Raw genomic sequence first — 22312 nt, 5'->3', positions numbered from 1 at the left:
GTAGCGGGTCAGTGATCTGCCCCTGTCACGGACCTACCCCTGTCACGACTTACCAGAACAGGTTTGCCCTTGTTGTTCTGAGTACTCCCGATAGAACGTATCGCGCACGGCTGGCTGATCTTTTGTGCGGTCCTTGATGACTCTGTAGGTGAGTACTGACCCGCCATCGAGCGACGGATAGGCCACGCACCGACTGCCGGATTCTTTCTTGGGTGGAAGGCCCGCTGTCACGTTCCACCGGTCCGTCGTGGATAGCTCCACGTCGAACTGTTTGGTGCCGTGGATTTTGACGTGCGTCTTACTGTCATCCACAAATGACTCGATCACGATGGGGTTGTCAGTCGTGTTTGCGAAAACAAAGTTGGTTCGCGTGTTAACGATGACATCGCGTCCATCCGGGTACATGGACGGACGCTGTGGTCCTCCGTGCTGTTCGCGGATCTCAAGACCTGCTTCTAGCGCAGCGTTGAAAAGAGTTGTCGCAAGTTGTGAGTGTGGGCCACCTAGCGAGTCATCCTCTACGCCGCCCAGAACCGTTGGTTCAGGGAAGGGTTCGTACCCCGGTTCCGCCCATTCGGGCCCCACCTTCGCGTTGAAGTCGAACGTTTCACCCGGCTTAACAACCGTACCTGAAACCTTCTTTGCCACATACTCAAGCCGTGCAGTGCGCTCACCGTTTCGCGGGTTGTCTGTTGCAAACTGCGACACCACGTCGGGGAACCTCATCGCTTCAGCATCCTTGGTACTGAACTGAGCCTTCTGATCGCCCACTCCAACGGAAGCTGTGTTGTCCGGCGACGAAATCGCTTCCCGCACCGCACGCGTAAGCTCGTCGGAGTCAACACTCACACCGTCCTGCGCAGGTTTCACCGTGGGTTTTCCATCCGGAAACTCGAAGCGCGCATTGACAATGTGTTCACCAACGCCAGGATTTTCGTCCATCACTACGTTGCGGAACTCTTCATCGCGAAAACACAACTCCAGCTTGTCGTTGAAATAGCCGTACCGATAAACAAGCTCAACAGGAATACGGAGCGTCTTCCCACCTCCCGCATCGAGCACGATGTCTTTTTTGCCCAAGCCTTGATCAATCTCGTAGGCACGCGCTGACGCTTCCGCATCGCTAACGTCTGCGTTGATCATTTTTGTGGGCACTCTGAGAGTGCTCGACCCTTCTGCGTGAGCTTCCAGGATTGCTTTTTTCACCTCGGCAGAATCCACTTCCAACCCATCTTCAGAATTATCAGATGAAAAAGCGCGTTCGGAATTGAAATAGACCGTGGCGTTCTTCTTCTCACGACTTAACTCATGGGCTATGCGGTCAGACGTTTGCGCTAACTTCTCGTCGTCAATGCGCTTAATCAGAGCTACATTGCCTTCGTCGTATGTGGCCTTGATCCGCTTGACGATCGTCACCGGATTGAGCGTAAAGCCTGCGACTTGCCGAGCAGTGGCATGAGCATCAACAGTGATCCCCAAGTCCTCAGCTGAGACACTCGTATCACCATAGTCTCCGTCCGCAAACACCATAAACGAATCGTCGCCGGCGTTCTGCTCTACTGTCTGCACAACCTCGTCGTAGCTCATCCCGCCTACATCACTAGAAGCAACGTGCGTGCCTTCCAGCGCGTGACGCGTCAAGAAGAACGCGATAACTACATACGCCACAACCAGGAGGCAACACACAATGCCGATCCTGTACACACGCTTCTTATCCATGAACGCTTCGCCACCTTGCCCCTGCAATGTCCCCGGTCCTGTGCCGGCCGGGCCGTGTTTGTCCCACATTAAACACTACGGTGCGCACCGCCCCAGGGCGCCGAACTCACGTGCCAAGCCAGCAACATGCGTTACAACATGCGCTACAGAACGCACTACTCAGTCAGGCACCCACAAACAGATCAGCTTCTTAAGAACACGTCACCCGGTGAACAGGGTTGTACACCGTCACAAAGTCGTCCTTCTTGATGACCTTGCCACTGCCGTGTTCTTTGATGGTGCGGAAGATCTTAATCGACCAGCCCTGGCGCGGCGCCTGCGGTGTACACGAACCTCCCGAACCCTTGATGGTCGACGGTGACGTGTATGCGAACCGGCTCGAAGCATCCGCCTCGACATCAACCGTCTTGACACCCAAAATTCGCGCGTGAACTTCGCCACCCTCAAGGTACATGTCCAACACCACGGGCTTATCCGTGTTGTTGGTGAACTTCAGGTCAATCGAATGGTAGTCCAGCGTGGTTTCGCGCCCTTCTGGGTAGCGGGAAATGTAGCGCGAGTGAGCCTTGTGCTCATCCAAGTCAAAACCGGCGAAGAACGCGGCGTTGAACAGCGTGGTGGATACCTGGGAGACTCCCCCGCCGTAGTCCTGTTTCATCTGCCCACCAGAGATCACGCCGGCTGGTTTGTATCCGGCCGAGGCGGTTCGCGGTCCCAGCGTCTTGTTGAGGCTGAACTGTTCGCCGGGTTGGAGTACCGTTCCTGAGACTGTTCGCGTCGACACCTTCAGGTTGGTGTCGCGTCCGGGGCTTGAAGCGTACGGTGTTGAGAAGTCAGAGACGGTGTCAGAGAGGTCGAGCTTTTCGGCGTCCTCGGTCGAAAAGTCCGCCGGTTCCGCCCCTAACGTAATGGCCGCGCTGCGGTCATCGGCACCAATAGCGTCACGCACCGCATCCGCGAGCTCGCCTTTGTTCACAGACACACCGTCACGGGACGGAATCACCTTGGGTTTGCCGTCCACAAACTCAAATGATGCATCACGCCCTGCTTCACCCACATCCGGGTTGTCATTCATGACTGTGGTCCTGAACCGCTTGTCAAAAACGAGCTTGCCGGACTTGTTAAACGACCCGTGCTTGACGATCGCTTCAGGGGTGACGGTGATCTCTTTGCCTGCTTCAACATCCCCTTCGACGTTCAACGTGACATCGTCTTCCAGAGCAGGTTCGGCGACTTCACGCTTGACCTTTTCTGCGTCTTCGGTGGTGAAATCGGGGCGCTGCACTTCATCTTTGACCGTCACAGTGTCTTCCATGAGCCACTGGTCGCGAATACCTTGCCCCACAGCTTCAGGGTCCACGTGGGTTCCGTCTTTGGACGGGGTGAGTTTCACGGATTTCTTTTCAAAGGCCAGCTTTGCGCTTTTGGGGTCCTTTTCGAGGTTTTTGGCTACTGCCGCCGCCGAGGTCGTCAACCGTGAGTCGTCGACCTTAAGTTCTGGGGATTGGTCAGTGCGACTGTTGAACCGTTCGTACAGCGTTACGGGGTTCAGAGTGAAGCCTGCTACCTTTTGTGCGCTGGCTTCATAGTCGATGCCTACTCCAGCGTCTTTGGGCGATACTTTAGCGTCTCCGTTTCCGGATTCGACTTTGATCTTAATGTCTTCGTCGGCCTTGTCTTTCAGGGCTTCTTCCAGCACACCCGGAATTTCGTCAACAGTTTTGTTTGCGACGTCAACTCCGGCGATGCTGGTTCCAGCGAGTGCAGCCCTGGAAGTCAAGAAGGCGACAACAAGGTAGATGAGCGCGAGGCCAAAAACTCCAATGCCTACAAACTTAGCTACCCGTTTCATCTTTCTCCTTGCGCACAACCGGTGGTTGAGTCTTTAACGACGGCAGTGTAAATGCCATAATCCCAGCAATCACCATGGGCGCAAAGAGCCACACAACGGACCGATAGAAATTCGTTATTAGAAGATCCTGCCCGGGTAAGAATCCGCGCTGCCCCAAAATGAAACTGCCAATGGATATCACCACACCGTGAACCACCACTAAAAGAGTGGAACGGTGGGATACCGCGATGTGCCACGTGCTAGCGATCAGCATAGCCACAGCCAGCGCAAGGCCCCACGGAACAATGATCGCTTGGCCGCTGAGGTTAATGGCGCTCGCGTTGAGGTGTTGCAGAGTTCCCACAAGGCACACAAGCACTGCCACCAACACGGTGTGGATCGTGTCAGCGACCCACCGCCCGGCGGACCTATTCCCAGAGTCGCCGTTCGCACTCGCGTTCGCGTCCTCACTCGCGCCAGCTACTCCCCCACCGGTCGTGCCCTGAGCGGCTGCCACATCGGTAGCCCCGGATTCCACATGAACCTCAGCCTGGTGTTCCTGCGCATACTCCAACAGGTCCCCCAGCACTGGACCCGAATATCCCGGCGCAGTGAAGTACTCCGTATCCAGAATCTTCTGGCCCACATCGTTGCTCAACGCAAAAAACTCACCGGCAACCGTGATCTGGGTGGCGTGCGCGGCCATCGCCATCGCTTTGGCCCCCACAAACTCCGACACATCCTGCGCCACCGCAACCGGGTACTCCGCCGGAACCGACGGAACAGTCGTAGCCGCACCAAACCCGGTCAAATCGAATCCAGGAGCCTGCGGGTCAAACGCGTCAATAGAAACTTCGGGAGGGACCTCGGCGTACACAACAGGGGGCGCGCCCGCCCCTAAACGCGTCAACGCAACTTGTGTCGCCTCATAACAACGCACGTGATCCGGGTGGCCATACCCACCACCGGGTCCATACGTCACAACCAAGTCCGGGCGCACCTGACGGATGGCCGCACCCACGTAATCTGCAACCTCGGAAACGGTGGCACTGCACAGTGCCTCCGGCGGCATGTGCGCCGGCGCAACAGCATGCCCGTCAGCTCCCCACTCCATCCCGGAGTCCTCAAACCGCCGAGGTGGCAGTTGCGTCCCAGCGACAGTCCGCTCCTCGCCTAAGAAGTACGAGTCCGAAACTCCCAGCGCCGAGGTGGCTTCTGCCAGTTCGCGCTCCCGGTGTTCGGCCAGCCCGGGACGATCGCCGAACAAGTGGGCGTGAGTTTCTCCGATCACTTCCCCACCCTCACCTCGCGTGGCGGTCACGAGCACCACGGAGGCACCTCGGGCCGCCAGTGCCGCCATGGTGCCACCCGTCATGATCGATTCGTCATCGGGATGAGCGTGAATAAAAAGAACAGTGGTCATGAGTTTTGGCGGCGCTTTTGGTTAGCGGCCTTGTGACGTTCCTTCTGGTCGAGGATGACTTTACGGATACGGACAATCGACGGTGTGACTTCTACACATTCGTCGTCGTTAGCGAACTCCAGGCTCTCTTCCAGTGTGAGCTTGCGCGGAGGAACCAAGTTTTCGAACGAGTCCGCCGTGGCCGAACGCATGTTCGTGAGCTTCTTTTCCTTGGTGATGTTCACATCCATGTCATCCGCACGGGAGTTTTCACCAACAATCTGCCCCTCATAGACCTCGGACGTGGGTTCCACAAAGAACGACCCGCGTTCCTGCAGGTTAATCATGGCGTACGGAGTGACAGCTCCGGCGCGGTCAGCGACCAGCGACCCCGAGGTGCGAAACTCGATCGCACCAGCCCACGGCGCGTAACCGTCAGAAATAGAGTTCGCGATTCCCGTCCCCCGCGTTTCGGTGAGGAAGCGGGTACGGAAGCCAATGAGACCTCGGGCAGGCACCCGGAACTCCATCCGAACCCAGCCTGTCCCCTGGTTAGTCATTGTTTCCATGACACCCTTGCGCGCGGCCATCAGCTGCGTGACAGCACCCAAGTGCTCTTCTGGAACGTCAATAGTCATACGTTCCATGGGTTCAGACAGAACACCGTCGATCTCGCGAGTCACCACCTGTGGCTTACCTACGGTGAGCTCAAAACCTTCGCGGCGCATCTGCTCAACCAAAATTGCCAGCGCCAGTTCACCACGGCCCTGAACTTCCCACGCGTCAGGACGGTCCGTAGGGAGGACCCGCAGGCTCACGTTACCCACCAGCTCCTGATCGAGGCGGTCCTTCACCTGGCGGGCAGTCACCTTGGTGTTCTTTTCGCGCCCGGCAAGTGGAGACGTGTTGATACCGATGGTCATGGAGATCGCCGGTTCGTCCACCTTGATGGGCGGCATAGGACGGGGGTCTTCCAGGTCTGTGATGGTGTCACCGATCATGATGTCTGGAATACCAGCGATAGCGATGATGTCACCAGCAGACGCTTCTGTTGCCGGGAACCTTTCGAGTCCCTGGGTTTCTAGGAGCTCTGAGACTTTTGCGGTTGTGACCGTGCCGTCGTTGCGCACCCAACCCACTTGGGCGCCCTTCTTTAGCGTTCCACCGTAAATACGTAAGAGCGCCAACCGGCCCAAGAACGGTGACGCGTCCAGGTTCGTCACGTGGGCCTGCAGAACACCATCGTCGTTGTACGCAGGGGCAGGAATGTGCTCAAGGATCGTCTTGAACAGCGGTTCAAGGTTTCCGCTGTCAGGCAGTTCACCGTTAGCAGGCTGCTCGGTTGAAGCCCGACCAGCTTTACCTGACGCAAAGATCGTAGGAAAGTCCAAGACAGCGTCGACATCGAGGTCTGGAACTTCATCAGATAGATCACTAGCCAGCCCCAGGAGCAGATCCTGGGTTTCTTCGATCACTTCGTCAATCCGAGCGTCTGGGCGGTCGGTCTTGTTGACCACCACGATGACTGGCAACTTGGCGGCCAGGGCTTTGCGGAGAACGAAGCGCGTCTGTGGCAACGGGCCTTCTGAAGCGTCAACGAGCAACACCACGCCGTCCACCATGGACAGGCCACGCTCTACTTCACCGCCGAAGTCGGCGTGCCCGGGGGTGTCGACCACGTTAATGATGATGGGTTGCCCCTGAGCGGAAGGGCCGTTGTAGAGCACCGAGGTGTTCTTGGCCAGGATTGTGATTCCTTTTTCCTTTTCCAGGTCACCGGAATCCATCACGCGGTCAGAGTAGTCCCCGTGGTCACCAAAAACACCCGTTTGAGCGAGCATCTGGTTCACCAGAGTGGTTTTTCCATGGTCGACGTGCGCAACGATTGCAACGTTACGGCGATCCTCACGGCGTGATGTGTGGGTCATAAGGTCCCTAACTGATCGATGTAGTGGCGCACAATCGCGCCCAACCGATCATTATACGATCCTCACTCCCCTGCCCGCGACTATTTCGAATTTGTAACAAAAGATTGAATCTGCAAATTTAATGTGCACAGCATCACAGTTTTCTGACGTAGACTGTCGGTACTTCCGGACAGGGGTCACATTCGTGTGGCACCTCGTCAGTACGGCACTCACCCAGTGCCTACGGATTCTTCACGGCGACAAGCCTGATAGATAAGGAGACAACATGAAGAAGCGCTTGACTACGCTGGGAGCGGCTCTCGGTGTATCAGCGCTACTGCTGTCCGCATGTGGCGGAAGCGGTGGCGACGGAGGCGACGGCAAAGAAGGCGGCGGCTCACCCGTAGAGGTCTCTGGCACCAAAGCCAGCGACACATATGAAGGTCAAGAAGGCGGAGAAGTGACCTTCGCCGGATGTAACCCTCAGGACCTTCTGATCCCTGGGTTCACTCAGGAAACCTGTGGTGGAGATGTTCTTGACTCGATTCTGGTTGGCCTGACCGAGGTCGACCCATCGACCGGTAAGCCACGCTTGGCTAACGCCGAATCCATCGAAGCCAATGACGACAACACCAAGTTCACTGTCAAGCTCAAGGACTGGAAGTTCGACGACGGTTCACCAGTTACTGCTAAGAGCTACGTAGACGCATGGAACTGGGGAGCAAACGGTGCCAACGGCGCCAAGCAACAGGCGTTCTTCGGTCCTGGCTTCCTTGACGTCAAGGGCTACAAGAAGGTCTCTGGCTCCAAAGACAAGAAAGCCACCATGGAAGGTCTGGAGGTCGTTGACGACAAGACCTTCACTGTTGAAACCACCAACCCGAACTCACTGTTCGAAACAATGGTCGTTCACAGCACTTACATGCCACTCCCTGAGTCGTTCTTCGAAGACCACGAAGCCTACGGCAAGAAGCCGATTGGTAACGGTCCGTTCAAGCTGACTGAGTACAAGCAGGAACAGAAGATCGTCCTGGAAAAGAACACCGACTACCAGGGTGAAGCTAAGGCTCACGTAGACAAGCTCACCTTCAAGATGTACACCGAACCAGGTGCTGAATACGCCGACGTTGTAGCCGGAAACGTTGACTACGTCGACGCGATTCCGCCAGACGCGGTTGCCGGTAACAAGTGGCAGACAGACCTGGGTGAAGGCCGCTGGCAGCTTGGACCATCGACTTTGTGGAACGGCTACTCGTTCCCTCAGTACGACGAAAAGTTCAAGGACCCCAAGGTTCGCCAGGCAATCTCCATGGCAATCGACCGCCAGGCAGTGACCGACGCTGTTACCAACGGTGAAAACACGCCAGGTACCGCATGGTCGCCACCAGGAATTGAACCTTTCCAGGACGACATCTGTGGCGACAAGTGCCACGTTGACGCTGAAGCTGCTAAGAAGCTCCTTGAAGAAGGTGGCGGCTTTGACGGAACGCTCACCATCGCGTTCAACAACGACGGCCCTGGAAACAAGGAAGTCACCGAGGCAGTGTGCACCTCGATTAACGAGAACCTCGGAATCGACTGCCAGCCACAGTCCTTCCCAACATTTGCTGAAATGCTCGACAAGATCGACGCTAAGGAAATGTCCGGAATGTACCGTTCCGGATGGCAGGCAGACTTCCCATCACCTCTGAGCTACCTCACGGCGTACTACATCACTGACGCTGGCTCAAACAAGAGTGACTACTCCAACCCTGAGTACGACAAGATGGCTTCGGACATCCTGAGCCAGGAAGAGGCAGAGCAGGAAGCAACCTTCAAGAAGATGCAGGAAACCCTCGCAGAAGACATGCCTGTAGCACCTCTGTGGTACGGCACGCTCCGCTTGGGCTGGTCTGACAAGGTTGTAGCTCCTCAGGTCACCTGGAAGTCGACCATCGACTTCACGACCGTAGGACTCAAGAAGTAGTAACCATTCACTATTCGTGATGGACACTCCGCACGGCGGGCAATAAGAATTTCTTATTGCCCGCTTATGCGGGTGTTCAGCTCTTGGGAGTAACTCATGGGTGCATATGTCATCCGCCGAATTTTACAAATCATTCCTGTGGTCATCGGCACCACATTTCTTATTTATCTCATGGTGTGGGGTCTGCAGTCAGACCCCTTTGTTGGGCGTTGCGGTGAACGCGCATGCCCCGAAGCGTACGTTCAGATGATGCGGGACAAGTACAACCTCGATGACCCGCTTCTCATCAGCTACGCGAAGTATTTTCTCAACCTCATTACCGGAGACTTTGGAACCACGTTCTCCGGAATTGACGTGACCGATCAGATCAAGAACCGCTTTCCCACTACTTTCCGCTTGACGATCATTGCAATCGTGTTTGAGGCAGTCATCGGCATCGCCGCCGGTGTGTGGGCCGGTTTGCGTCGCGGAAAGTTCATCGACAGCTTGGTCTTGGTTTCGACTCTTGTCGTTATTTCGATTCCGGTGTTTGTTATTGGTCGTGTTCTTCAGCTCTACTTGGGTATGCAGTGGCAGATTTTCCCTGCGACCGCTTCCCCAGAAGGTAAATGGAGCGAACTCATCCTTCCCGGCTTCGTTCTGGGATCAGCATCGATTGCATACGTTGCACGTCTGGTTCGTAACTCCATCGCTGAAAACATGCGCTCCGACTATGTCCGCGCAGCTACCGCTAAGGGTCTCACCCAAAGACGCGTCGTGGGTGTCCACGTTTTGCGTAACTCGATGTTGCCAGTCGTCACGTTCCTCGGAACCGACTTTGGTGCGCTCCTTGGTGGAGCGATTGTCACCGAAGGTATTTTCAACGTTTCCGGTCTAGGTGGAATGGTGTTCGGTGCGCTTAACGGGCGCGAAGGACAAACAGTGACCAGCGTTGTCGCTCTCTTCGTCCTTGTGTACCTCTTGGTCAACCTCGCCGTTGACGTTCTCTACGCATGGCTCGACCCAAGGATCCGATATGAGTAATCCAGAAAGTTTGACAGTTACCGAAACGGCACCCGCACAAGATCCGATTAAGCCCGAAGGAGACGCTGCGCCACGCGCGACCTCGCTCACCGGAGACGCGTTCCGCTCAATGTTCAAGCGGCCTCTGTTCTGGATCACGGCTGGCGTTTTGTTGCTATTTGTCGTGATGGCGATTGTGCCGGAACTCTTCACCTCGAAGAACCCCAACGAATGTTCGCTTCTGCGCACTAAGCAACTGCCCAGTTCAGAAGCGATCTTCGGTTACGACGTCCGCGGATGCGACGTTTATGCGCGCACTATCCACGGTGCTCGCGCGTCGATCCTCGTGGGAGTCCTTACGTCGATTGGAGTTCTGTCGATCGGTGTGACATTGGGCGCGATCGCTGGGTACTACCGCAAGTTCGCCGATATGCTGATTTCTCGCCTGGGTGAGATTTTCGCAGGTATCCCGGTCCTACTTGCTGGCCTTTTGGTTCTGGTGTCTTTCCCAACGACACCTCAGACTCCTTACTTCATCACGATCCTCAAGGTTGTCGTTGCTCTGGCCCTCTTCGGTTGGCCTGGACTTATGCGTATGATGCGTTCCACCGTTTTGCAGGTAGCCCAAATGGACTACGTGCAGTCGGCCCGCGCTTTGGGCGCATCAGGCTGGCGCATGATGCTCAAGCACGTGATTCCAAACGCCATTGGGCCGGTCATTGTGATTGCAACGATCAACCTGGGTGTGTACATCGCAGCCGAAGCTACCCTGTCGTTCCTGGGTATCGGTTTGCAAGGAAACGTCGTGTCATGGGGAATCATGATTTCGGACTCGCAGTCGTACATGCGTGTTGCTCCGCACATGATGCTCTTCCCAGCAGCCGCACTGAGCCTGTGTGTATTCTCGTTCATTGTGCTCGGTGACATTGTGCGTGACGCTTTCGATCCAAAGTCGAGGTAAAGAATGGACAACAACGACTCTGCAAAGCAGCCACTCCTGGACGTGCGCGACCTCACGGTTGAGTTCCGCACACAACTAGGTGTCGTACAAGCCGTCAACGGGGTGAACTATTCGGTTGACGAAGGTGAGACTCTCGCCGTTCTGGGTGAATCTGGTTCGGGTAAATCCGTCACGGCTCAGGCGATCATGGGAATTTTGGACACTCCTCCCGGTTTTGTGACCGGCGGTGAAGTTCTCTTCCGCGGACGTGACGTTCTTAAAATGTCGAAGGAAGATCGTCGGAAAGTCCGCGGGCAGAACATTGCCATGGTGTTCCAGGATGCTCTTTCTTCGCTGAACCCGTTGTTCCCGGTTGGGTGGCAGATCTCCGAGGTGTTGCGTAAACGCAAGGGTATGAACCGCAAGGACGCTCGCGAACGCGCTATCGAACTGATGAAGCGAGTGCGCATTCCCGCCGCAGCTGACCGTGTGGGCGACTACCCGCACCAGTTTTCGGGTGGTATGCGTCAGCGCATCATGATCGCAATGTCGATTGCTCTTGACCCTGATGTGCTGATCGCTGACGAACCCACCACCGCACTCGATGTGACGGTCCAAGCGCAGATCATGGACCTGCTCAAAGAGCTTCAAGAAGAGCGCGGCATGGGCTTGGTACTCATTACGCACGACTTGGGTGTCGTCGCTGACGTCGCCGACAAGATCGCGGTGATGTATGCCGGGCGTATTGTCGAATCCGCTGAGGTTCATGACATCTACCGTCAGCCAGCCCACCCATACACGGAAGGGCTTTTGGCTTCGATCCCCCGCGTGGACATGAAAGGTCAGGACCTCGCCGCTATCAAGGGGCTACCTCCGAACCTTCTTAATCTCCCCTCTGGGTGTGAGTTCGCGCCTCGGTGCCCGTACGCAATGGATAAGTGCCGAGCTGAACGTCCAACTAAGCAAGAGATAGTTCCGGGACGCTTCGTCACGTGTCACCGAGCTGAGGAGGTTTTCAATGGCACAGCAAAGTGAGCCAATTCTGCAGGTCCGCGACCTCACGAAACACTACCCCCTCACCAAAGGCGCTGTGATCAAGCGTAAGTACGGTGCGGTCAAGGCTGTAGACGGTGTTTCATTTGACCTGTACCCCGGTGAGACTCTGGGAGTTGTGGGTGAGTCTGGATGTGGAAAGTCCACGATGGCTCGCCTGCTCATGGGGCTTGAGAAGCCCACTTCCGGTGAAGTTCTCTACCGAGGTGAGCCTGTGTTTGGGCGTTCGGGTGCCAGCCTTAAACGCATGCGCCGCAACGTTCAGATCGTGTTTCAGGACCCGTACACGTCGCTGAACCCGCGTATGACCGTGGGTGACATCGTGGGTGAGCCACTTGAGATTCACCCAGATGTGGTCCCCAAGAACAAACGGGCTGACCGGGTGCGCGAACTGCTCGAACTGGTAGGTCTGAGCCCAGATCTCATCAACCGCTACCCGCACCAGTTCTCCGGTGGTCAGCGTCAGCGTATTGGAATTGCGCGCGGTTTGGCGCTCAACCCTGAGATCATCATTTGCGATGAGCCGGTTTCCGCGCTCGACGTGTCGATTCAGGCTCAGGTGATGAATCTTTTGGGCAAGCTCCAAAAGGAGTTGGGTCTGGCGTACATCTTCATTGCGCACGACCTGTCTGTGGTCCGCCACATTTCTGACCGTGTGGGCGTGATGTACCTTGGTCGTTTCGCTGAGATCGGTGACGAAACCGACATCTACGAAAACGCGGGGCACCCCTACACGCAGGCACTCTTGTCTGCTGTCCCGGTACCGGATCCGGAGGCGCGTGATTCCAAGAAGCAAATCGTTCTGCAGGGTGATCCGCCTTCACCAGCAAATCCACCCAGCGGTTGCCGCTTCAGGACGCGATGCTGGAAGGCACAGGAAATCTGTGCCACCGAGCTCCCAGAGCTCAAGGTCCGCGAGGACTCCGACGTCAAGCACGCCACTGCGTGCCACTTCGCAAACACCGACCCTGGTGTGGAGTAAAACCGTATAGAACCACGTATGGCCCGGATTGTTTCCGGGCCATACGTGATTCTGGGTGCGCTTCCTCGCGCCTGTTACAGCACGCTCATCCCCCACACGAACCAAGCGAGCGAGACGCCTATCAGCACAAGCGGAAACGCATCTACTTTTTGCTGAGGCGGCGGAGTTTCCGCCTTACTCTTCTTCACATTGGTTAAGTGAGATGTGACCATCTCGATTTCGGGAAGCGCGGGAGCTATGCCCGCCGCTCGTTCTGAACGAGACTTCTTGGACCCCATATCGGTCAGGGCCCACGCATTGATCTTCTTTCCAGAACAGCGCAATTGCAGTCCGTATGTAGTGTCGACAGACGTGACCGAGGTCGAGTCAACCTCCGTACTACGCACGGGGTTGGTGACACGCACCCCGGTGTCGGTCAACGTCACGTTGGGGCGACCGTAGAAAATCCACGCACCACATGCGAACAGTACGGGCAGGCCACACAGAGCAACACCTCGGACGGAAAATTCTTGCCACAGAATCGAAGCCACCGCGACAACCACCACCACACTGGTGATGAGCCACGTCCATCGCATGCTTCCCAGCTGTAGGCGGGTCACCATCCGCGCTGATGCCACTCATCCAGGTGCGGACGCTCTGCACCAAGTTCAGTGCGAGCGCCGTGCCCTGGAAGAACGACCGTGTCATCGGCAAAGGGTCCAAAGATGCGGGTTTCGAGGTCGTTCATCAGCTGCGTGAAGTCCTCTGGGCTGGTGGTTTTGCCAGGGCCCCCGGGGAACAACGAGTCACCGCTGAAGATGAAGCGCTGTTCACCTGGATAGTCACGCAGAATGTAGGCGATTGACCCTGGGGTGTGGCCTTTAAGGTGAACCGCGCGCAACCGGAAGCCGTCGAACTCGATCATGTCGTCGTTGGCAAGTTGTTCGTCGATTTCGATACCGGTCTGTTCTTCGATTGCAGACACGTCGTACAGTCCAGCAAGCGTGCGGGCGTCAAAAGTGCGTGCGATCTCAGCGAGGGACTGCACGTGGTCCGGGTGACTGTGCGTAGTGAGAACAGCCTCGACTTTGCCGTTCCCGTGTTCTTTCACGAACTTTTCGATCTGCGCTGTGTCATTTGCAGCGTCGATGAGCACCTGCTTGTCTGTTTTCTTCGACGTGATGAGATAGACGTTGTTTTCCATGTCTGACACGGAAATCCAACGAATAGTAACGTCGTTGAGTTCGAGCGTTTCCATACGTCCTCCTTTGTAAAACGTTCACTCTCAACCCTAATCTTGTTCGAGGGAGGGATTCAGCCTGGCGTGGGTAATTCTTGTTGTTTCTGGAATGTTTGAGGTTCTGTGGGCATACGCCCTGGCGGCCCGTTCTATGAAACTGTGGCTTCGAGCTGTGATTTTTGTAATCGGAGGCGTCGTGTCGATGGGTGGCCTTGCGCTGGCTTTACGCACAATCCCCGTAGGTGTGGGGTACGCGGTGTGGATTGGCGCTGGAGCTGTCACCACCGTTGTGGTGTCATTTATACGCGGCCACGAAAAACCCACAGCGCTCCGGTTGGTGTGCGTGTTTCTTGTGGTAGCCGGCGTGGTGGGGCTACAGGTGATGGCATGAATTGGCTCATCCTTTTGATGAGTGGCGCGCTTGAAGCGGTGTGGGCGCACGCACTTGCCGGTGATCTGCCTTATGCCCCGGTGTGGTTTGTCATTGGACTGTGCTTGTCGCTTGGCGGTTTGAGCTACGCCATGCGCACGATTCCCATGGGGACATCGTATGCAGTGTGGTCAGGGGTTGGAGCGGCAACCACTGCGGTATGGGCAGCACTGCGAGGTGAGCCCTTTGGCCTCGGAACAATTGTGTGCCTGGTGGCCATCATCGCCGGTGTTGTGGGCTTGCAGTTGGCTACGCGCTCGTCGAAACCTTCTGGGGAAATCGCTCAGGACACCATGAACGACGCTAAGTGATCGGCAACGAGTTCCGGGTGTTCGACCATGACGATGTGGGCTGAGTCTGGAATGACTGCGAACGTGCCGTGAGGGGTTTGGCGTGAAAGTTCGCGCATAGAGTCCGGGTCGTTGCCAAAGTCCTGCGCCCCAGCCATGTACAGGATGGGAATGTCAATGTTGCTCACGCGGTCAGTGATGTCGTATGTGGCCAGGGCCGCGCAGCAAGCGATGTAGGCCTGGTCCGAGGTGGTTGCCATGTCTTCGAGGACCATGTGGCCGGCCGCGATGTCATCGTCGAGGAAACCGGCTGCGAACCACCTGTCGGCGGTGTCCGGGAGGAGGGAGCGAGTGCCGTCTTCGCGCACTGTTGCGATGCGGTCGTGCCAGGTTTCAGGGTCCCCAAACTTTGGAGCTGTGCACACCGCTGCAACACGTTCGACACGGTCAGCGTGGTCGAGTGCCAGAACCTGGGCTACTCCCCCAGAGATTGAGCATCCGGCGTAGAAGAATTTTTGGGCGTCTAAAGAGTCGGCGACAGCGACGGTACGTTGCGCGATCTGGTCGACAGTGAGGTTAGTTGCTTCGCCGTCTTCAGGAGCGTTTGTAGCGTCAAGGCCGTGTCCGGGTAGTTCAGTAATGACCACACGGAAGTGCTCCACCAGGCGGTAACCCACTGAAGCCCATACGGTGGAAGCTGTTCCAAGAGGTGTACCAAGAATGAGAAGGGGAAGATCGGAATCGGTTGCATTCAGAATTCGATAGGCAAGCGGTTTCACGTATGCTCCTTTCCTGTTATTCCAATCCTATGTGTGGCGCGCGTTATTGCAGTACCCCTATTGCAGTACCCCGCCGCTTTCTTTTAAGTAGCACGCAGGACACAGTGACTCATATGTCACGCTCATCCCGTCGATAGCGACTTGGTCCCCGTCAAACACATAGTTCCCATCAACTTTGCGGCCGTTGAACATGGCTTTGCGCCCGCACCGACAAATCGTTTTCAGTTCTTCCAGGCTGTGCGCGATTTCTAGTAGCCGCGCTGATCCAGGGAAGGCGCGTGTTCGGAAGTCGGTGCGAATGCCGTAACACATCACCGGAACATTCCGGTACACGGCAATCCGCATGAGCCCGTCGACTTGTTCGTTAGTCAGGAACTGGGCTTCATCGATGAGAAGACACGCGACGGGGTCGGTGGAAAAGTTGAGAGTTTCTATCAGCGCTGAACGATCGACATAACCTGCGACGTCGTCAAAGACATCTTCGACGGTGTCAGTGGGATCAATGAGGAAGTCTACGGTGCGGGTCACACCCAAGCGAGACACGATCTGCGTATTGCCTTTTGTATCAATCGCTGGCTTCGCTAACAGAACTCGCTGCCCGCGTTCTTCATAGTTATAAGCAGCCTGTAAAAGCGCGGTCGACTTTCCCGAGTTCATCGCACCATAGCGAAAATAAAGTTTTGCCACGTCGGACCTTCCTTCCCCGGTTCATGCTACCGCGTACCGAATGGATAGACTGAGCAATGAAAACTACTGTCAACAGGGAAGCACACATGGCTCAGATCATTTACACCCGTACGGATGAAGCTCCGCTTCTTGCAACGTATTCGCTTAAGCCCATCATTGAAGCTTTTGCGCGCAAAGCCGGAATCGACGTCACCACACGTGACATTTCGCTGGCCAGCCGTGTCCTGGCTCAGTTCCCTGACTACCTCAAGGAAGACCAGCGTCACAGCGATGCGCTGGCTGAACTGGGCGACCTTGCGAAGACGCCAGAAGCGAACATCATTAAACTTCCAAACATTTCTGCTTCCGTTCCTCAGCTCAAGGCCACGATTAAGGAACTGCAAAGTCAGGGTTACGCACTTCCCAACTACCCTGAAGAACCGGCCACTGACGAAGAGCGCGACATTCGCGCCCGTTACGACCGGGTGAAAGGCTCAGCTGTTAACCCAGTTCTGCGTGAAGGTAACTCTGACCGCCGTGCGCCTAAAGCAGTCAAGCAGTACGCACAGGCTCACCCGCACTCCATGGGCGAATGGACCGCAGACTCCAAGACGCAAGTCGCAACGATGGGCGAACACGACTTCCGTTCCAACGAACAGTCCGTCATTATGCCTGCCGACGACACGCTGACGATCCGCCACGTAGGAGCTGCGGGCACCTCGGTCCTGAAAGACGACTTGAAGGTCCTCAAGGGCGAAATTGTCGACTCCACGTTCATGGATGTTGCGCGCTTGGACGCTTTCTTGAAAGAGCAGGTCACCAAGGCTAAAGAAACAGGTGTTCTCTTCTCGGTTCACCTCAAGGCCACCATGATGAAGGTGTCCGACCCGATCCTGTTTGGCCACGTCATCACCACTTTCTTCCCGCAGACGTTCGCCAACTATGGTGACGTGTTGACCAAGGCAGGCTTGAGCCCTGCAGACGGTTTGGGCGCTATCCTGACCGGTCTTGACGAACTCGACGGTGACGACGCGGAACAGATCAAGAAGTCGATCTCCAAGGAACTCGAAGAAGGCCCCGCTTTGGCCATGGTGAACTCCGACAAGGGCATCACCAACCTTCACGTTCCATCTGACGTGATTGTGGACGCATCCATGCCAGCCATGATTCGTATCGGTGGAAAGATGTGGGGACCAGACGGGCAGGAAGCCGACACTCTGGCTGTTATCCCTGACTCGTCATACGCCGGTGTCTACCAGACCGTGATCGACGACTGCAAGGCACACGGAGCGTACGACCCAGCAACCATGGGATCGGTACCAAACGTGGGTCTCATGGCACAGAAGGCCGAAGAATACGGAAGCCACGACAAGACCTTTGAAATCAAGGAAGAAGGAACCGTCGAGGTTGTTAACTCGGCAGGCGAAGTCCTCATGAGCCACAAGGTGTCCGCTGGGGACATCTGGCGTGCATGCCAGACCAAGGACGTTCCTGTCCGTGACTGGGTCAAGCTGGCTGTTACCCGCGCTCGCTTGTCAGAAACCCCTGCCGTGTTCTGGTTAGACGAGGCTCGTGCCCACGACCGTAACCTCATTGAAAAGGTCCACGAGTACCTCAAGGAACACGACACTGACGGACTGGACATCCGCATCATGAACCCAGTCGAAGCGACCCAGTTCTCGCTCGACCGGATTCGTGAAGGCAAGGACACCATTTCGGTGACCGGTAACGTGTTGCGTGACTACAACACTGACCTGTTCCCCATTCTGGAACTTGGAACCTCAGCCAAGATGCTCTCTGTGGTTCCGCTGATCGCCGGTGGTGGACTGTTCGAAACCGGTGCTGGTGGTTCTGCTCCTAAGCACGTGCAGCAGCTCGTGGAAGAAAACCACTTGCGCTGGGACTCCTTGGGCGAGTTCTTCGCGATTGCAGAGTCCCTGCGTCATTTCAAGCTCAGCGATGGAAACGAGCGCGCTGGCGTTCTAGCTTCCACCCTGGACGACGCAACAGCAACGTTCCTGGAAGAGAACCGTTCACCGTCGCGTAAGGTGGGCGAGATCGACAACCGCGGGAGCCACTTCTACCTCACCTTGTTCTGGGCCGAAGAACTGGCTAAACAGACTGATGACGCGGAGCTCGCGCAGGCGTTTGAACCGATCGCACGCGAACTGCGTGAACAGGAGGAAGCCATCACCGGTGAGCTCCTCAAGGTGCAGGGCGAAGGCGTTGACTTGGGTGGTTACTACAACCCAGACGACGCAAAGGTCACCCAGGTCATGCGACCTTCAACGACCTTCAACGACATCATCGCTAAGCTCGGGTAGGTGAAAGTATGAGTAACCCTCAGGCAACGCCTCCTTCGTTTGGGTCTGGGCCCGGGTCCTTTGGATCTGGACCCCAGGTGCCAAACGGCTCTGCGCCGGCGGAGGACAGCGCACAAGCACCGGAAGCACCTCAGATCGACGAGCCGGTATACGACACGCCGGCACAGTCCACAAAGCAGGAAAAGTCAGGCGTGTCCGCGTTCGTATGGGCCGCGTTGATCCTGGGCGCGTTGATCCTGGTGTTGCTCTTGGTGTTCGTGATGCAGAACAACCAGCCAGTAGATATTAGTTACTTCGCTTGGTCGTTCTCCATGCCGCTGGGAGTTGCGCTCCTTCTTGCTGCGATCGCTGGAATTTTGATTGCAGCAATCGTTGGAACGGTGCGCATCGTCTTACTTGGGCGCAGGCTCAAGAGAGCTCAGAAGCGTTCATAGATCACTTCCTCCGTGACCGGGCCCCTCTTGTGAGGGGCCCGGTTCGCCCTCACACAGTCTGGAGTACACCATGAGCAAGTACGTTGAGTTCATTCCCAACGCTGGAGCGTGCGCGGTTTCAAAGAACGTCCTGTCTGGGGAAGGCAAAGTGCGGTGGATGGTGCGTGGAAAATCTCACGCACCGGCTGATAACGGGTGGCAGATTCTCAGCGATATCGATACATCTGATTACCTGAACGACCCTTCGAACTGGCAGATCGCTGACTTCAATGAGCTGTGCGCTATCGAACCAGCCCTGATTGGAATTTGGGACATGCCAGTAGGGTCCGATCTGGAATTGCTCCGCCACGAAAAAGGCATGAGCATCATCGACAGCACAACCGGTCGCGTCATCCCCCAAGAAGAGCTGTTCGTCCCGCCCCAGTTCCGCGGCTGAAACGTGTAGATAGACACAAGCACAAACCCACCTTGGTTTGCACACTTGCTTAAGTGCGTACATATTGAGTTGTGCCCCCATAACATGCCGGTATAGAACCTATGTCATGGAGTTCGTCGTACCGTTTCTCATGAGCATGGCCGCGGGTCTTGCCACCGGCTTGGGGGCCTTGCTAGCAATAACAAACCTGGCGCGTTCTAAGCGCTTCTTCTCAGGCGCCCTCGGATTTTCCGCCGGGGTCATGATTTACGTGTCGCTCGTAGAAATCCTGCCCCAAGCGATCGAATCAATTGAAACCCAGGTCGCACCGTGGATCGCGGTGGGTGCCCTATTTGGCGGAATCGCTTTTGCAGCCGCAATCGACGCTTTGGTCCCGGACCAAATCAGCCCTACCACAACCACCACCTCGGACGTGCGTTTGCTCCGCATGGGCGTTTTCACGGCCATTGCGATTGCGCTCCATAACTTCCCCGAAGGCTTCGCAACGTTCCTCACCGCGCTCACGGATCACACGCTGGCTATCCCGATCGTCGTTGCAATTGCAATCCACAACATTCCCGAAGGTCTCGCAGTAGCCGTCCCTATCCTTCACGCGACAGGATCAGCAGCCAAGGCGTTTCGTTGGGCTCTACTGTCCGGACTCGCAGAACCAGCCGGTGCGGTTCTGGGATACCTGATCCTCGCACCGTTCATGACCCCCACCATTTTCGGAATCGTGTTCGCCGCGGTGGGTGGAATCATGGTCTACATTTCGTTCAGCCAGCTTCTCCCAGCCGCCCACAACCAAGGACATCCCCGGGCGCCGCTGTTCGGCTTGTTTGCGGGGATGGCAGTCATGGCGCTGTCCCTGCTCATGCTGGGATGAAGACAGGTAACGCCCGAGGTCGTACCTGCACCCGCGCGCCCCGCACCTTGGTGTAGACCTCACCGTCAACATGGAGGCCGTGCGGTGCGTCCAGGTCAAAGGACTCCCCCACATGGGTGCGAATGGCAGTAGGCTCCCGGCCAGCTCCCAAAGCCCAGGCGCCGGCACAGACCCAGTCAGCAAGCGTTGTGGGAGAGAAAACCGTGTGGCACAGGGAGCCGGAGTCTAGACGCGAGTCAAAAATCCGCACGCGGTGAGGCACGCCAGCGATGTTCCCCACTTCTTGCGTCCACGGGTTGCCTGTCCACGACCACAGGCGAACGCCCGCCAGGATGTACGACCACCAGTGCTTCTGGGCAGGTGTGCGTTGGATGGCTCGCACTGAGTTTCCCACTCCCACAGCCACCAAACTGGTGGTGGTAGAGCCACTGGGATAAAGCGTCACACGTGCCACATCTACATCGGCTGGGCCGGTCGGAAACGTTGCCACGAGGTTTCGCCAAAACAGGTTCGCAGTACCCACCGGAAAAGGAATGAGGCGCGGCGGGTCAGCCGGCTGACGCTCATCGATCCACTCAAGCAAGGCATGCGCGCATTGTGCAACGGTTCCATCGCCGCCCACCACAACAAGCCGCTGAGCCCCAGCGTCTAAGAGCCGTGCCGCCTGTTCCCCACCCGGGTGAGCGGGCGTGGTGTAGGTGACAAAGACCTCGGCCGAGGTGGTGGCAACCGAGCTGGAAGCAGCACGCAACCGCTCAACAACCTGGCGCGTACCCCGGCGCGCGGGGTGCGCCACAACCCCTATCACACGTAACGTTTCACACCTGCGAAGTCACGCGCTCCGCCCCATGACTTCCAGTTCACGATCTCAACTGACCGTGAAGCATTAGGCGCGTGGATCATCTTCCCGTGACCGATGTACATACCCACGTGGTACACGCTTCCCTTACCGCGCTTGGAAGCGAAGAAAATCAAGTCACCCGGTTGCATATCGCGCTGGGAAACCGTGCGCCCCATCTTCGACTGTGGCCCTGAGTCACGCGGAATCGTAATGCCGTGTGCCCGGTAGATCGAATAGGTGAAGCCTGAGCAGTCAAAGCCGTAGGATGACGTTCCACCCCACGTGTACTTCAACCCCAAGAACTGGCGTCCCGTCTCCACCAGCTGTGACGACTTGGGCTTTGGAAGGTTCTCGCGCTGGTCAAACCGCTCAACGTCATTAAAGGAGATCCATCCGAACCGGTTGTCCGGCAGTGCTACGCGGGCCTTTCCATCGCGCGTGTTAGTAATCGGAAGTCGCGTGTTGAAAGGCACTTCGATCCGCGTGCGACCCGTGGTTTTGGTGGGTTCAGCTTCCACATACGCCCGTGATTTCTTCACCGAAACCACATGCGTCAGTTTCTTGCTCGCATCCCCAAAAGCGGGACTCTTCGCAAGCTGTCGCTTAGGCACCCACGCTTCATATCCGCGAGGTTTGCCAGGCGCTGGTTCGGTGGTCACACCTACGCGAGCCCATTCGCTACGCACATCCCACACGTACACCGCATCACCGTAGATCGCTTGCGTTTCTGTGCGTCCGGTCAACCCCTTGCGGTCGGTCAGCCCGTGATTCCATTCATCCATTTTCGCTGGATTCTGCAAAGCCGGTGCATCCTGTTTACGCGGGGATGAGGGCGACTTCCACAATGTCGCGGCTGAAACCACAACATATGCTGTGTCACCCTTACGCACGTCACCGTGACGAGCAACAACCGGAGCTTTAGGCATTGGCGCAGGCGCCTGAGTTTTTGGCTCCGACAGATTCGGCTCTTTCACCACTGGTGCTGGTTCTTTGTGTTTGCGAGGTTTCGCTTCTTGCACGTTGTGGTCACGGACATTTCCCGTGAGCAAATAAACGTGGTTGGTAGGTTCCGTGGCAAATGCTGGCGTTACTGTTCCTGCAACCAGCGTTGCGGCGAGAATCGCCGAGGTGGCAAAAGTTTTCATCACACTGTCCTTGCTAGGGGAAGACGGACATTTTGTACACAAGTCTAGCGAGCTAAAACGATGACGAGATAGACACGCTCC

General features: G+C 56.6%; 21 protein-coding genes. 11 read left to right on the top strand and 10 right to left on the bottom strand.

Annotation, left to right across the window (positions count from 1 at the left end):
- Positions 1-42: 42 nt before the first annotated feature.
- The 4 genes from QP868_RS05160 to typA all read right to left on the bottom strand — a co-directional run bounded on the left by QP868_RS05160 (position 43) and on the right by typA (position 6880).
- Positions 43-1719, bottom strand: a complete 1677-nt coding sequence (locus QP868_RS05160) for a VanW family protein (protein WP_284925540.1) — start codon at positions 1717-1719, stop codon at positions 43-45.
- 190 nt (positions 1720-1909) lie between these two features.
- A complete protein-coding gene (locus QP868_RS05155; protein ID WP_284925539.1) occupies positions 1910-3571 on the bottom strand; it encodes a VanW family protein in 1662 nt (553 codons plus the stop codon).
- Complete coding sequence (locus QP868_RS05150) at positions 3555-4973, bottom strand: PIG-L family deacetylase (RefSeq protein WP_284925538.1); 1419 nt, start codon at positions 4971-4973, stop codon at positions 3555-3557. Before QP868_RS05150 ends, QP868_RS05155 begins: the two co-directional genes overlap by 17 nt.
- On the bottom strand, positions 4970-6880 hold the full coding sequence (gene typA / locus QP868_RS05145) for a translational GTPase TypA (RefSeq protein WP_284925537.1): 1911 nt from the start codon (positions 6878-6880) through the stop codon (positions 4970-4972). The genes QP868_RS05150 and typA overlap by 4 nt, the downstream gene beginning before the upstream one ends.
- A gap of 265 nt (positions 6881-7145) precedes the next feature.
- On the opposite strand from typA, the gene QP868_RS05140 reads away from it, so the two are divergent.
- The 5 genes from QP868_RS05140 to QP868_RS05120 all read left to right on the top strand — a co-directional run bounded on the left by QP868_RS05140 (position 7146) and on the right by QP868_RS05120 (position 12802).
- Positions 7146-8825, top strand: coding sequence for a peptide ABC transporter substrate-binding protein (locus QP868_RS05140; RefSeq protein ID WP_284925536.1), 1680 nt, complete (start codon positions 7146-7148; stop codon positions 8823-8825).
- A gap of 96 nt (positions 8826-8921) precedes the next feature.
- Entirely contained in the window at positions 8922-9848 is a 927-nt protein-coding gene (locus QP868_RS05135; RefSeq protein WP_284925535.1) for an ABC transporter permease, read from the top strand.
- Positions 9841-10788 carry an ABC transporter permease gene (locus tag QP868_RS05130; RefSeq protein ID WP_284925534.1) on the top strand — a complete coding sequence of 316 codons (948 nt, stop codon included), beginning with the start codon at positions 9841-9843 and terminating at the stop codon, positions 10786-10788. The genes QP868_RS05135 and QP868_RS05130 overlap by 8 nt, the downstream gene beginning before the upstream one ends.
- Before the next feature lie 3 nt (positions 10789-10791).
- On the top strand, positions 10792-11802 hold the full coding sequence (locus QP868_RS05125; protein ID WP_284925533.1) for an ABC transporter ATP-binding protein: 1011 nt from the start codon (positions 10792-10794) through the stop codon (positions 11800-11802).
- The gene (locus tag QP868_RS05120; RefSeq protein ID WP_284925532.1) at positions 11786-12802 is read left to right on the top strand and encodes an ABC transporter ATP-binding protein; all 1017 of its coding nucleotides are present in this window, start codon (positions 11786-11788) and stop codon (positions 12800-12802) included. Before QP868_RS05125 ends, QP868_RS05120 begins: the two co-directional genes overlap by 17 nt.
- A 74-nt stretch (positions 12803-12876) precedes the next feature.
- On the opposite strand, the gene QP868_RS05115 is transcribed toward QP868_RS05120, so the two are convergent.
- Together QP868_RS05115 and QP868_RS05110 are read right to left on the bottom strand one after the other, a co-directional pair.
- Positions 12877-13377 carry a PH domain-containing protein gene (locus tag QP868_RS05115; protein WP_284925531.1) on the bottom strand — a complete coding sequence of 167 codons (501 nt, stop codon included), beginning with the start codon at positions 13375-13377 and terminating at the stop codon, positions 12877-12879.
- A gap of 20 nt (positions 13378-13397) precedes the next feature.
- Positions 13398-14039, bottom strand: coding sequence for an MBL fold metallo-hydrolase (locus QP868_RS05110; protein WP_284925530.1), 642 nt, complete (start codon positions 14037-14039; stop codon positions 13398-13400).
- Between the two features lie 61 nt (positions 14040-14100).
- Here QP868_RS05110 and QP868_RS05105 point away from each other — a divergent pair, with 61 nt between their 5' ends.
- Both QP868_RS05105 and QP868_RS05100 read left to right on the top strand, forming a co-directional pair.
- On the top strand, positions 14101-14412 hold the full coding sequence (locus tag QP868_RS05105; protein WP_350309976.1) for a DMT family transporter: 312 nt from the start codon (positions 14101-14103) through the stop codon (positions 14410-14412).
- A complete protein-coding gene (locus tag QP868_RS05100; protein ID WP_284925529.1) occupies positions 14409-14762 on the top strand; it encodes a DMT family transporter in 354 nt (117 codons plus the stop codon). The genes QP868_RS05105 and QP868_RS05100 overlap by 4 nt, the downstream gene beginning before the upstream one ends.
- Here QP868_RS05100 and QP868_RS05095 read toward each other — a convergent pair.
- Positions 14735-15520: an alpha/beta fold hydrolase gene (locus QP868_RS05095; RefSeq protein ID WP_284925528.1), complete on the bottom strand. Its 786-nt coding sequence runs from the start codon at positions 15518-15520 to the stop codon at positions 14735-14737. The two genes, QP868_RS05100 and QP868_RS05095, sit on opposite strands and share 28 nt — an antisense overlap.
- Before the next feature lie 57 nt (positions 15521-15577).
- Positions 15578-16207: a thymidine kinase gene (locus tag QP868_RS05090; RefSeq protein WP_284925527.1), complete on the bottom strand. Its 630-nt coding sequence runs from the start codon at positions 16205-16207 to the stop codon at positions 15578-15580.
- An 86-nt stretch (positions 16208-16293) separates the two neighbouring features.
- Here QP868_RS05090 and QP868_RS05085 point away from each other — a divergent pair, with 86 nt between their 5' ends.
- The 4 genes from QP868_RS05085 to zupT all read left to right on the top strand — a co-directional run bounded on the left by QP868_RS05085 (position 16294) and on the right by zupT (position 20245).
- A complete protein-coding gene (locus tag QP868_RS05085) occupies positions 16294-18510 on the top strand; it encodes an NADP-dependent isocitrate dehydrogenase (RefSeq protein WP_284925526.1) in 2217 nt (738 codons plus the stop codon).
- Positions 18511-18518: 8 nt separating this feature from the next.
- Positions 18519-18944: a lipopolysaccharide assembly protein LapA domain-containing protein gene (locus QP868_RS05080; RefSeq protein WP_284925525.1), complete on the top strand. Its 426-nt coding sequence runs from the start codon at positions 18519-18521 to the stop codon at positions 18942-18944.
- A 70-nt stretch (positions 18945-19014) separates the two neighbouring features.
- A complete protein-coding gene (locus QP868_RS05075; protein WP_284925524.1) occupies positions 19015-19380 on the top strand; it encodes a DUF2185 domain-containing protein in 366 nt (121 codons plus the stop codon).
- A 106-nt stretch (positions 19381-19486) separates the two neighbouring features.
- On the top strand, positions 19487-20245 hold the full coding sequence (zupT, locus tag QP868_RS05070; protein WP_284925523.1) for a zinc transporter ZupT: 759 nt from the start codon (positions 19487-19489) through the stop codon (positions 20243-20245).
- On the opposite strand, the gene QP868_RS05065 is transcribed toward zupT, so the two are convergent.
- A complete protein-coding gene (locus QP868_RS05065; RefSeq protein ID WP_284925522.1) occupies positions 20232-21041 on the bottom strand; it encodes a diacylglycerol/lipid kinase family protein in 810 nt (269 codons plus the stop codon). The genes zupT and QP868_RS05065 overlap by 14 nt on opposite strands.
- Before the next feature lie 8 nt (positions 21042-21049).
- A complete protein-coding gene (locus QP868_RS05060; RefSeq protein ID WP_284925521.1) occupies positions 21050-22231 on the bottom strand; it encodes a C40 family peptidase in 1182 nt (393 codons plus the stop codon).
- Between the last annotated feature and the right edge of the window lie 81 nt (positions 22232-22312).

It is taken from the genome of Brevibacterium sp. UMB1308A (assembly GCF_030230605.1).
Classification (GTDB): domain Bacteria; phylum Actinomycetota; class Actinomycetes; order Actinomycetales; family Brevibacteriaceae; genus Brevibacterium.
Note: the sequence above shows the minus strand (reverse complement) of the source record. Positions and strands in the feature narration are given on the sequence as shown.